We start from the raw sequence: 12,658 nt of genomic DNA, 5'->3' as shown, positions 1-12,658 counted from the left end.
AGATAAGGTTAGTTTTAAAGATATCTTATATCAAAGCTATTATTAATTAATTGAAAATGGATATGAAAAAATTGATTTTATGTAATTAGAATTTAAGCATCAGATAGTATCTTGGATAGATTTGTGTCTATTACTTCTAATGACTTTATAAATCTTACATCAAAAATTACATTGACATAGGTTTGAGATATAATAAGATGTGGCTAAAAGTATATGAAAAGCTTATTCGAAAGGATTGATAGAATAATGACAAAACAGATTATTAAGCCAAGTAAGGGAGTATCTAGGTTTACTTTTCTTATTGGAGTTGGATTTAGTATATTTGGCGTTATATTTATAATTAGTTCATTATTTACTCAGATGACAATGATTTTATTACCATTTGGAGTCATATGGACATCTATTGCTATATTTAATACGTATAGGTCTTATAAAAATGGGTTTACAGAAGAAGGAATAAGCATTTATGAAATTGACTCTAATGATGAAGAAGAAGGTAGTCTTGATTTCGAGGAAAAATTGCGAAAAATAGAAAAATTAAAAAAGGAAGGATTAATATCGGATAGTGAGTATAGTAAAAAAAGAAAAGAAGTTTTAAAAGACAAATGGTGATTTAGAAATAAGGGAATATAGATTAATTTGCATTTTAGAAAATGATTTCTGACTATATTAGAACATTGTATAACTATTATTTCACTGATAAAGGTTAGATGCTTAAGCCTTCCATCTTCTATGAGTGATGAAGGGCCACTAATAAGATATCAAGGAGAAACTCAATAAGTTATATAGTTTTAGAATCCATATAATCTATGGATTTATTTTTTATATAAAGGAAATTATTGTATAAAGTGTCATCATTATGAATTGTTTGATATAATTACTTTATAATGTAAAATCGATTACAAGAGAAAAAGCGTTGAAAGTAATGTTAAATAGAACATATTGCAGAGATGATATGAAGATTCTTTAGATTTGCATTGACCTATATTAAATAAGATATTGAGCTATTGGATTATCCATAAGATGTGTATTTTGTATATGTTAATAAATCAAATTTTTTTTGATTTGTATAATAATTATCAGCTTAATGAGAAAGAAATGCTTGACATTATAGAAGGTATAAAAGCATTACTTTTACAAATGGGTGAAAACTTCACTGATGAAGGTATATTGAGTGCTTTAATAGAAAAGAAAGATTTAGAAAATAGAGATTTTTAAAAAATATGAGGAATATATTTGAATAAAACTATGGAGGGGTTTATGGGAAGGCAATCGTTTGTAGATTTGAAACATAGAATAGAAAGTTTTAAAAGTAGAATAATTATCGAAATGTTGAACATTGATTATGATGATTACAATGATAAAGCATTAGAATTGTCCATAGAGGAACTTGACAATAGAAATATTAAAGATTATTTAGTTTCAGATAGAAATAGACTTAAGAATATAAAATCTGATCAAAGCATTCTTTTTAAAGAACTTATTTTACAAGTTAGATTTGATGAAGTATTTAAAAAGCTAAAGAAAATATCTTATATTGAGGCTTCCACATATGAAGACTACGAGAAAGTATTCAATGAATTGATATCCATGAATGCTTCAAATGAGAATAATATTAGAATTTCAATTGAGGAATCAGATAATATTTTCAACCCTAGTGTTAAAGAATTAAACATATTTGGTCAATACATAAAAGAAGAAGAAAAATTTGAAATGGATTATTTAACTTGGAAACAATGGTTGGCTTGCATGGTTAACACAGAGGAAGTATTCAGGATTGGGAAAGAGGCATATGTAGCATATTGCTTGAGTATTATAACCAAACATGGACTTACTCAAGGAGATGTAGACCAATCCTTTAATAAAATCAAAGACAACAAAGGTATTATTGAAGCAGAAGCAAACTATGAGGAAAATCTGAATGGGGAATCAAAAGAAATCCATCCTTGGAGAAGATATTTTGCTAGATCAATTGATTATATGATATTTCAATTTTTTATAAATTTCATATGGACCTTACTACCAGCTAATATTAATGTGATATTATATCGAATAGCTAGAATAATAGCTATAACTCCTATTATGTGGATGTTTATTGAGATGATTTTGATATGTAAAATTGGAACTACATTAGGAAAATGGATTCTAAATATAAAGGTACAGAAGAAGGATGGTAAGCTATTATCATTAGGAGAATCTTTTTATAGAAGTTTTCTAGTTTGGAGCATAGGACTTGGGTTTGGAATTGAATTTATACAGGTTATTACCAAATTAGTTGCATATTTTAGACTTCAAAGAAGAGGGGAAACTGTATGGGATTATAAGGTTGATTCGGAGCTTGAATATGGAAGGGTTGGACTATGGAGAGCATTTACAACTATTTTTATCTTATTAGTTATTCCTATGGTAATTGTTGTAATTCAGACACATTAAATTATTGTCTGATTGTTTTATTTAACAAAACATATTACTAGGAATATATTTAGTCTAAAAATAAGTTGTTTAGTATAGCTACTGTAATGGGAGGAATAAAAAGTGAAAAAAAGAAAAATTGTTCTGGTAGTGTTAATTATTATAGTACTAATATCTATACTAATTACAGCATACTTAAGTCAAAATAAAGACGATGAGATAGAACTTGGTAAGTATATTATGCAGGACTCAGAAAAACCAGCGCCTTGGGCATGGGTTGTACTAAAGGAGAATAATGAATTTGAGTTTATGAGAAGTCTGGCCACATCATATATCCCTAGAGGAACTTATTCAATTAATGATAATATATTAACCCTGTATGCTAATGAAGATGAAACTTACATATTTACGATTGATGAGGGAAATTTAATATTTCAAAGTGGAAAGTATGCAGTTAGGATGATTGAAAAGGGAACAGTCTTTAAGTTATCTAACAAAGAATAAGTGAAAAACTAAGAACTATATTATTGATGTAAATAAAAATTTTTATAGTATAAAAACTGAAGTAGGAATTATTATGAACATTTAAAGGAGTGAATTAAGTATGAAATATCCTGAACCTACTGTTGGGGCTATAATTTTTAATCCTGACAATAAAATACTTCTCTGTAAATCACATAAGTGGAATAACGAATATGTGATTCCTGGTGGACATATTGAATTAGGTGAAAAAATGGAAGATGCTTTGAAGAGAGAAATATTAGAGGAAACTGGTCTAGAAATATATGACATTGAACTGATAAGTTTAAAGGAAAGTATTTTTAGTGATACTTTTCATGAGGAAAAGCATTTTATTTTTATTGATTATAGGTGTAAAACAAATTCATATGAAGTTACTTTGAATGATGAAGCTCAAGAGTATGAATGGGTAGACCTAAATGATATTGAGAACTATAAATTAGGCGGTTTTACTGAGCCATTATTAATGAAAATAAGAAATAAAGATGAATCTAAAGATAGAGCAGAAATATTCTACAATTATTAAGCTTTAAAAAAGGTTTCTTATGCCTGGGGCAGTATAGAAAACATTAAAGATATCTTAAATAGTAAGTAATATGAAGCTATTAAATTTATTGGTAGAATACTTGATAATACAATAGGAGTTTATAATATGATTAATTTGGAAACTGAAACGGAAAGATAATTTGAAATATGGATTATTAAAGGAGGATTGAAAAAAATAATTTATATAAAAGCTACGAGAGGAATGATTTAATGAAGACACAAGTATTTGGAGAAAAAAATAAGGGGATTGAGTATATAGAGCGTAAAGGAGTATATGGAATATCATTTAATTCTGATAAACAAGTAGCCTTGGTAAAGTTACCAAATGGGTATTTCCTTCCAGGTGGAGGAATTGAAAATGATGAAAGTCATATAAGCTGTTTAGAAAGGGAATTTATAGAGGAAACAGGGTATGAAATAGAAATGGGAGAATATGTGGATTGCTTGGCCCAATATACATACTCTAACTTTAGAGAAATGCACTTTAAACTGGTAGGATATTTTTATTTAGTTAATATGAAAGAATCAATTTATGAGAAAACCGAGTTAGATCATGAGCTAGTGTGGAGAGATATAACTGATATTCAAGATATAATGTCACTTGAGTATCAAGCATGGATAGTGAATAAGGTATATAAAGATATATACTGTAATTAATAAATTGTTCAGGCAGTAATTTGATTAATAATTTATTTAAAACTATAAAAATTAATGAAATAATAGGAATGTATTGAGACGGGAATTCAGAAGATTATGAATAAAATTGTAATAATCTAATTACTTACATACTAATATATAATACATCTTGTAATCTCTAAGATTAATATTAATAAAAATTATTAATTGGAGTGAGAAAAAATGATAAAGCTTAGAAATTTTACATTATATATTTTGATAGTTATAAGTCTAGGTTTTAATTTTGCTACAACTTATTCTGACCCTTCTGGCCCTAAAGTAGATTTAGGAAAGTATTTAGATGAGCATTCTGAACTCTTTGAAATATCAGGAAGAATAAGTTTACCAGAAGGAGAGGTTGCACCTGAAGGCGGGGTTAAGGTAAGAATATATTTACCTTTAGGTCTTGGGGAAACTTATGAAACTTTTTATATTGAAGAGGGGGAAAACTTTGTTGAATATTCTCTTTCAGAAAAAGCAATGGAAGTTAGGCTTCCATATCTTTTATTAAATGATGATTATGGTTATTATATTAAAGCTTTTCCAATTTTAGAAGACGGAGAAGAAAATAAAGATTTAGTACGAAAACTTAATGAAAATAATGAAGCAGATAATATTAATTTTGAGTTAGAACCGTGTAACAGTATTATTTATGGTAAAATATCTTTTCCAAATGACTTTAAGTGTACAAGAGGTGGAAGAATTATAAAAATAACTGCAATATCAAAAGATATTTTTTCTACAGATTCAAATGATATGGAAATTCCACTGTACTTCTCAAGAGAAATATTATTTCCAGAAGGAAAGAATAGTATAGATTACTTTCTTCCTGTGAAGCCAAACTCTCGTTATTCATTACAGTATTCCTTCAATGAATCACCTCCACCTGGTTATGAGAACACTGGTTTTTTTCACTCTGATTTTAGTCAAATGATTTCAGTTGAAGATGGACCTTTGCAGAACATTGACATCCCTTTAATACATAAAGTGATTTTTAAAGGTAACTATAGTAAGAGAGCACTGACCTTATTTGAAAGTTTAGAAATTGAATCTAAGATAGAAAGAAATATTATTAATCTTGAATATAAACGTTTAAATAATAAATTGAAATTTAAGTTTAAGTCGGACTATTTAGGAAAACTTGATGAGACTGAAGATAAGTATATACAAAATAATATTAATAAATTCAAATTATTAGGTTACAATGTCTACTGCTATAAAGATGAAGATTATAATAGCACAGAATTAATTATGCATTTATCAAAGGATAAAAAAGAATTTGATATAAATCCAATTAGTGAAGGAACGTATAATTATTATGTAACTGCAACCTATGAAAAAGGGTTAGAGTCATTGCCCTCAAACATTGTAACTGTTGATTATAATTTTAATCCTATTAAAAGTAAGTGATAAAAATAAGAAACAAAAAGGATGATTTCTATGACTAAGACCTTTCATGTAAAGAAATTAGAAAATAGAGAAAATTATATAATTTTAAACGGAATAAAGCATTGGTATAAAATAGCTGGTGCTGAAAATGAAACAATACCAATTGTAATTATTCATGGAGGTCCTGGAGGAAACAATTATGTTTTTGAAAGAACAATAGGTCCCCTTTTAGAAAAGTTTTCTACTGTAATTTACTATGAACAAAGAGGTTGTGGACGTTCAGGAGCTCCAAAGAATAAAGATGCCTATTCAATGAAATTACTAGCATTTGATTTGGCAGTGCTTTGTAATGAATTAGGATTAAACAAAATTATACCACTAGGATTTTCTTTTGGTGGTGAACTGGCACTAGTATTTACAATTTTGTATCCAAATTTAGTGGATAAAGTAATTGCCCAAGCTCCATCACTATTCAGTGACTATAAGAGAATTAGTTTTATACAGTCCTATGGATTTTTACAAATAGCAAAAGGTGATTTTAAGAAGAGAATTGTAGATATAATGAGTTCTGATATTGATATTGAAGAAAAATGTTCTGAAATTTGGGATAATGCAGATACTGAGACAGTCGATAGATTTCTTTTTCATAATTCTAAGTATGCTAAAATTAATAGAGATCTTTGGAAACAAAGTGAACTATTAAATACTGGATTAATGATGAAGGCTTTATTGAAAGAGAAAAATGAGTTCTATATGATGGACAAGTTAGAAGAAATTGACGTACCATCATTAATCATAACAGGAATATATGATAGGAATGTTGGTCTTGATTTAAATCGGGATATTGCTAGTAAGATTAATAATTCTAAGTTCGTTATTTTTGATAAAAGTGCGCATTTTCCGGATATTGAAGAAACAACTAAATATGCAGAAGTAATTAGAAATTTTATTAAAGATTAAAAGGTTAGTTGTAATATTTATATCATTAGAGAAATACAAAAAATAAATAATGCAGCAATAGGTGAAGACCTATGAAAAGAAAATTTCTAGGGCTTATAATTATTTTGACAATAAGAGGGGAGTTACAATAATGAATTATAGAAAAATAGAGATTAATAGTGAAGATAAGAGTTTGGAGTCAATATTACCCCAAATTGCAAAATGGCATAACATGACGCCGAAGCTTTGGAGACCAGAATATAGAGTGACATCTAAGGATATGGAGGAAACTATAGAAAGAATTAAGAATACTAAAAAAGAAGATCTTTTTATAATGATTGCTGAGGATAATAATAAAATACAGGGATTTATTTGGGCATGTAAACAGGAAAAGCCTCAAGACAGCGTAATGATTTTATCTCTATATATAACAGAAGATTATAGAGAAAGAGGTATAGCCACTAAACTAAAAATATTATTAGAAGAATGGTGCAAACGGGAATGCATTAAAATAATTCAGACAACTGTTCACTATGATAATCAAAATATGATTTCTTTAAATCAAAAGATGGGATATAACCCTGGAATGGTAAGAATGACCAAAACTCTTTAGCAGATTAATTTTGTTACTCAACTTTGAGATAAGTGGTCAATAAATAGTAAGATAATACTTCGAGGAGGATTCATGAAAGCTAAGTTTAGAAAACAAAAGAAGAGATTAATAATAATAGCAATGGTTATTATTATATCCTATGTCACATATATTTCATTTGATATATATCAATATGGCAATATAGATGAAGCTATGAAAGCAGATGCTGCAATAGTTTTGGGCGCTGCAACTTGGGGCTCCAAACCATCTCCAGTATTTGAAGAGAGAATTAAGCATGGGATTTGGTTATATGAAAATGGATATGTTAATAAGTTGATTTTCACAGGGGCTAAGGGTGAAGGTTCGAATTTTTCCGAAGCTGAAGTAGCTAAGAACTATGCAATAGATGAATCCGTACCAAATGAAGATATTTTTATTGAAGAGAAATCTACAATAACTCAAGAAAATTTATTTTATGCTTCTAAAATTGTAAAAAATAATGATTTTTCAAGAGTCATAATTGTAAGTGATCCCTTACATATGAAAAGAGCTATGTTGATGGCAATAGATTATGGATTAAATGCCCACTCATCACCTACTCCTACAACAAAGATAAAAAGTATAAAAAATAAGCTATCTTTTTTAGGAAGAGAAGTAATTTTGCTTATAGGATATAAAGTATATAGATTATTATAGGCTTCTTTTTAAAAAGAAGCCTATGGTATTTAATATTGGAGGAAAATATGAATAAGAATGTACCAAAGGCTAGATATGAAATTATGACAGAAGGTTTTATTAAGTCACGTAAGGATGAAATAGTATCTCTAGAAGATGTAAAGCAATGCTTAGCAAGTTTGAATAAGTCATATGAAAACCTAGGAAAATTGACTGGTGGAAGGATATGTGGTGTTTATAGATTTAGTTGTAGTAATGAAGACAAGGTCATAAAGGTTTCCAGAGGTATATATAGGAGGACCGAATTAAAAAGGGAAGCAAAAGCTTTAAGATATCTAAATAACAGTGAATACAAACAATTTGCTCCCAGATTATATGATTTTAATATTTTAAATGATTGTTCATATCTCACATTAGATTATATTGAAGGAAAGAGTGTTAGAGAAAAGCTTAGCCTTAATAATTCCATTGAAGAAAGAGTAGAAATATGGGAAAAAGTTGGACAGGTCTTAGCAAGAGTACATAAGGCAGTTCATACAGAAAATTTAGAGGGAAAATGGTTAAGTGAACAGCTTAGAATTGCAAGAATAAACATGATAAGTGGGCTATTAGATCCTGAAGAATTTCAAGAAGAAACTCCTGAGGAAAGGCTCAAGTGGTTAAATCTAAATAAGCCCAATAGAAAGCAGATTTCTTTAATTCATGGAGATTTTCGTACTAAAAACATATTAATAGACAAAGAAAGTAACCCTGTAGTGATTGATTGGGGGTTTGTAGATATTGGAGACCCTTATTATGATTTAGCAATAATTGATTATTATTTTAAGAATGAACTTGATAGAAATAGTTTTTATAAAGGATATGGGATTGATAAATATGATAAAAACTTAATTGAGTATTTTGATAAACTTAGTACATTTATTAATGTTTAAAAGAAAATGAAGTAATATAATTGTATAATTTTAATATGGATTGGAGTATAAAGAGGATTTTCTAGAAAATAGGGCAAAGAAAATCTTTAATGAAATTAATATTATGGAAGAAATTATTAAGGGAGGATTATAATGAAGAAGAAAATGATGATTGTCTTAATATTCACTATTATCTTTACAACTACAGTCTATGCAACTCAAGTTGGTGATGGGGTAGGAGAATACTACTATACTGATATAGAGACTTATATTAATGGAGAGTTAATTGAATCATGGAATATAGGTGGAGAAACTTTTATATCCATTGAAGATCTTTCAAACTATGGATTTAATGTTGAATGGAATCAAGAACTAAGAGAATATCATGCAACCTTTAATAATCAACCAAATACTAAGCCCTTACTTTTAAGGCAGACTTCAGAACCATATTATAATAATTATCAAGAAGACTGGTTTGATGATTGGATAGAAGCAGTTAGCCCAGAACTTTCCTTTACAGTTACTCCCCGTGGGAATCCTGTTGAGGTTCCAGGAGATGCTGAGGATGAGACAATTACAATAAAGTTTTTGAAAGATATATCTCTAGATTATATAAATAGCAAATATATAGCTATTTTCTTGCATGAAAAGAATGTATCTAATAAATTTAGTTATGAATATGATGAAGAGGATAATATTCTTAAGTTAAAATTAGTTGACCATAATATTGTACATGATTTTGTAAAGAGTGGTAATAAGCTTTCAGAGTATTATAATGTCTATTTAATGAAAGGTATATCAACTATCACTGGTGAAAAGATGCCTAAACCACTTAGAATTACTGCAGATATTTCATGGGACCCAGAGGAGTATAAAACACAAATTGGAGAAGTAGCTGGACAATATGACTATTCAGATGTGAAAGCATATGTTAATAGTAAGGAAACTAAAACTTGGAATATTGACGGTAAAACATTAATATCAGTTGAAGAACTAAAAAATTATGGATTTGAAACAGAGTGGAATCAGAAAATGAGAAGAATAAGTGCAACTTTTAAAGCTATGGATTATGGTTGGGCTACAAAATTCAAACAAATTGGGAAGCCTTTATATTCAGGATATTATACAGATTGGGTTAAAAGCACATCTCCCAAAATGGAACAAGGCTATACTAGAAATGGTAATTTAGTTGATGTGGTTTACAATCAAGAAAATGAAATTTCTATAAAGTTTAATAAGGAGATTTCAAGTGAGTTTATAAATAGTAATTATATACCTGTTTTATTAAACCGAGATAATGTATCTGATAAATTTAGCTATGTATTTGATGAAAATAATAACACCTTAAAACTACAACTTATAGACAATAAATTAGGGGTAATGACGGATTGGGGTGGATTTCATAGAGACGAAGCTAACCACGTTGGTGATTTAACAGGTAGATCTTTTGATGTTTATCTATTGAAGGGAATTTCGACTATTGATGGGGAGGAATTAAATGATACACTTAGGTTAACTGCTGGAGTTTTATGGGAGGAAGAATAGTAGTAATAAAGTGTTATTGAGTATAAATAGAGAATATTACGCATAAGAGGAGATAAGAATGGGGAATGAAAAATATAATATACAGATGAAAAAACTTTGTTATAAATTGGAATTAGGAGCTTTAACTGAAGCTCCTAAGGAAATATCAGGGGGACTTTTGCATAAAATGTTTTGTATTAAAACAACTAAAGGTAAGTATGCAATTAAAGCGTTAAATCCACAAATAATGCTTCGTCCCACAGCAATGAAAAACTATATAAATTCAGAAAGAATTGCAGATATTGCAGCAAATCATATTCCTGCATTACCAGCAAAAATAATTGATGGTACTTTCATACATGAAATGGATAGTCAGTTTTATCTTGTATTTGATTGGATTAAAGGAAGAAGTATAAGGGCTAAGGATATTACACTTGAGAATTGCAAAAAAATAGGGACTATTCTTGCTAAAATACATAAGATTGATTATTCGGATTTAGACATAATATACGAAAAATCAGATTATGAAAAGTTAATAGACTGGAAGTACTACATGAAAAAAGGAAAAGAAGAAAATGCTGTTTGGAGCAATTTAATTCAAGAGAATCTCAATAGACTTTATGAATTGAATGACCGAGTGAATAAATCAGAAATTTTTCTTTCATCAAATGTGGTTATTAGCCATAGAGATTTAGACCCTAAGAATGTAATGTGGAATGAAGACAATCCAATTATTATTGATTGGGAAGCATCAGGGTATATAAACCCAATGAAAGAGATGATAGAGACAGCAATCTATTGGTCAGAAGATGAAAGTGGTCACATAGACAAAGAAAGATTCTTAGCATTTATATCTGAGTATAAAAAAATATATGGAGAATTAAATGGGGATTGGAAAGTTGTTTTATCAAATGGCTTTTCAGGAAAGCTAGGTTGGTTAGAATATAGTTTGAAAAGATCATTATTGATTGAATGTACAGATGAAGAAGAACAGAAGCTAGGTACTGATGAAGTAATAGAAACAATGCAGAGTATTATAAATTATTCAAATGAGATCCCTGTCATAGAAGAATGGCTAAATGGAATTTAATAGATTATCAAGATGGGAAACCGTTTATATTGTGATAAAGGAGGAGATAAACAATGAATTATAATTTTGTTCCTATGAAAAAAGAATTTGCAAATGAAATCACTTATAATTGGAAATATAATGATATCTATTCATTTTATGATATGACGGCTGATGAAGAAGATTTAGAGGAGTTTCTAGATGAAGATAGCTGGGAAGGACGTTATTTTGCTGTTCTTGATGAAAATGATGAACTAGTTGGTTATTACTCATTTAACTTTGATGATGGAATTATGTGGATTGGTTTTGGGTTAAAGCCTGGTCTCACAGGCAAAGGGTATGGACCAGACTTTGTAAATGCAGGTATAGATTTTGGAATTAATGAGTTCGGATATAAAGAAAATTATATTATGCTAGCAGTTGCTACATTTAACAAGAGGGCAATAAAGGCATATGAAAAGATAGGATTTCAATTTATAGAAAAATACATTCAAAAAACAAATGGTGGAGAATATGAATTTATAAGGATGCGAAAAAATATTTAATAAAATTTCTATTTGTTACTACAAGTATAACCATTAAGGAAAGCATAACATGAGTAAGTTTGTAAGAAGATAAAATTCTACTCCTTGCAATCCATGGGATTAAATGGTGAGGATAAATATGAGTTATAATCTAGTTGTTTTTTATTTTCATAATAATGAGAATTAAAAGGAGAAAATACAATGTGGGTAGAATAACATGGAAAACAAAAGTTAAAGAAATAAAAAAGAATATTCATTTATTATATCTTGCTTTAAAGAGTAAAAAAGTTCCATGGTATTCTAAGTTGCTAATTGGAGTTGTTGTAGGTTACGCTTTTAGTCCTATAGATATTATACCTGACTTTATACCAATATTAGGATATTTGGATGATATGATTTTACTTCCTATTGGTATTTTATTGGCTTTAAAAACTATACCTAATGATGTTAAATGTGAATTGAACAGAGAATTAAGTAATAGTGTTCAGAAAAAGCAAAGTTGGGTAGCTGCTGTAGTAATTGTTTTAATATGGATTTTCATGATTTCAATAGTTTTAGTGAATATAAAATAAGTGTTATTATTGATACTCCCTGCTATTATCAAGAAATTATAGACCATGGGATTCGTATCGCAAAGAAGTTTAATATTAACTACAAATATATTGAATGTAGAGTAGAGGAATATTCCATTATAAAAAATAGGATTTACTCTAGAGATAGACTAATTAGTCAAATCGACAGTACATCTTTGGAAAGGTTTAATCAAGCAGTAGATAAGTCAATTAAACCAGAAGACTCTAATTATTTAATCATAGATACTAGTTCGAAAAATAGTTATGATATGAATTCTATAGAAGAGTATTTGATAGGTGACTAATAAATT

At 28.6% G+C, this 12,658-nt stretch carries 16 protein-coding genes; all 16 read left to right on the top strand.

The annotated features are described in order from the left end of the window. The first annotated feature begins 213 nt into the window (after window positions 1-213). Window positions 214-612, top strand: coding sequence for a hypothetical protein (locus JMO20_RS07175; RefSeq protein ID WP_202708856.1), 399 nt, complete (start codon window positions 214-216; stop codon window positions 610-612). 426 nt (window positions 613-1,038) lie between these two features. Further along, window positions 1,039-1,218 carry a hypothetical protein gene (locus JMO20_RS07170; RefSeq protein ID WP_202708855.1) on the top strand — a complete coding sequence of 60 codons (180 nt, stop codon included), beginning with the start codon at window positions 1,039-1,041 and terminating at the stop codon, window positions 1,216-1,218. A 42-nt stretch (window positions 1,219-1,260) separates the two neighbouring features. Beyond that, the gene (locus JMO20_RS07165) at window positions 1,261-2,433 is read left to right on the top strand and encodes an RDD family protein (RefSeq protein ID WP_202708854.1); all 1,173 of its coding nucleotides are present in this window, start codon (window positions 1,261-1,263) and stop codon (window positions 2,431-2,433) included. Between the two features lie 102 nt (window positions 2,434-2,535). Then, on the top strand, window positions 2,536-2,916 hold the full coding sequence (locus JMO20_RS07160) for a hypothetical protein (protein ID WP_202708853.1): 381 nt from the start codon (window positions 2,536-2,538) through the stop codon (window positions 2,914-2,916). A 100-nt stretch (window positions 2,917-3,016) separates the two neighbouring features. Continuing rightward, on the top strand, window positions 3,017-3,457 hold the full coding sequence (locus JMO20_RS07155) for an NUDIX domain-containing protein (RefSeq protein ID WP_202708852.1): 441 nt from the start codon (window positions 3,017-3,019) through the stop codon (window positions 3,455-3,457). Window positions 3,458-3,687: 230 nt separating this feature from the next. Further along, a complete protein-coding gene (locus tag JMO20_RS07150) occupies window positions 3,688-4,134 on the top strand; it encodes an NUDIX domain-containing protein (protein ID WP_202708851.1) in 447 nt (148 codons plus the stop codon). Window positions 4,135-4,335: 201 nt separating this feature from the next. After that, on the top strand, window positions 4,336-5,562 hold the full coding sequence (locus JMO20_RS07145; RefSeq protein ID WP_202708850.1) for a hypothetical protein: 1,227 nt from the start codon (window positions 4,336-4,338) through the stop codon (window positions 5,560-5,562). A 30-nt stretch (window positions 5,563-5,592) separates the two neighbouring features. After that, window positions 5,593-6,501 (top strand): alpha/beta fold hydrolase, encoded by a 909-nt coding sequence (locus JMO20_RS07140; RefSeq protein WP_202708849.1) that lies wholly within the window; start codon window positions 5,593-5,595, stop codon window positions 6,499-6,501. Window positions 6,502-6,631: 130 nt separating this feature from the next. Next, on the top strand, window positions 6,632-7,093 hold the full coding sequence (locus JMO20_RS07135) for a GNAT family N-acetyltransferase (RefSeq protein ID WP_202708848.1): 462 nt from the start codon (window positions 6,632-6,634) through the stop codon (window positions 7,091-7,093). A 72-nt stretch (window positions 7,094-7,165) separates the two neighbouring features. After that, window positions 7,166-7,768 carry a YdcF family protein gene (locus JMO20_RS07130; protein WP_202708847.1) on the top strand — a complete coding sequence of 201 codons (603 nt, stop codon included), beginning with the start codon at window positions 7,166-7,168 and terminating at the stop codon, window positions 7,766-7,768. Window positions 7,769-7,815: 47 nt separating this feature from the next. Next, a complete protein-coding gene (locus JMO20_RS07125) occupies window positions 7,816-8,679 on the top strand; it encodes a phosphotransferase family protein (RefSeq protein WP_202708846.1) in 864 nt (287 codons plus the stop codon). A 132-nt stretch (window positions 8,680-8,811) separates the two neighbouring features. Next, entirely contained in the window at window positions 8,812-10,203 is a 1,392-nt protein-coding gene (locus tag JMO20_RS07120) for a hypothetical protein (protein WP_202708845.1), read from the top strand. Between the two features lie 58 nt (window positions 10,204-10,261). Further along, window positions 10,262-11,272, top strand: a complete 1,011-nt coding sequence (locus JMO20_RS07115) for a phosphotransferase (RefSeq protein WP_202708844.1) — start codon at window positions 10,262-10,264, stop codon at window positions 11,270-11,272. 53 nt (window positions 11,273-11,325) lie between these two features. Then, a complete protein-coding gene (locus tag JMO20_RS07110; protein WP_202708843.1) occupies window positions 11,326-11,796 on the top strand; it encodes a GNAT family N-acetyltransferase in 471 nt (156 codons plus the stop codon). A gap of 182 nt (window positions 11,797-11,978) precedes the next feature. Further along, entirely contained in the window at window positions 11,979-12,347 is a 369-nt protein-coding gene (locus JMO20_RS07105; protein ID WP_341533998.1) for a YkvA family protein, read from the top strand. After that, the gene (locus JMO20_RS07100; protein ID WP_202708841.1) at window positions 12,305-12,652 is read left to right on the top strand and encodes a P-loop nucleotide/nucleoside kinase family protein; all 348 of its coding nucleotides are present in this window, start codon (window positions 12,305-12,307) and stop codon (window positions 12,650-12,652) included. Before JMO20_RS07105 ends, JMO20_RS07100 begins: the two co-directional genes overlap by 43 nt. The last annotated feature ends 6 nt before the right edge of the window (window positions 12,653-12,658 follow it).

Origin of the sequence: Sporosalibacterium faouarense, assembly GCF_016765695.1 — a bacterium.
Lineage (GTDB): Bacteria > Bacillota > Clostridia > Tissierellales > VENL01 > Sporosalibacterium > Sporosalibacterium faouarense.
Note: the sequence above shows the minus strand (reverse complement) of the source record. Positions and strands in the feature narration are given on the sequence as shown.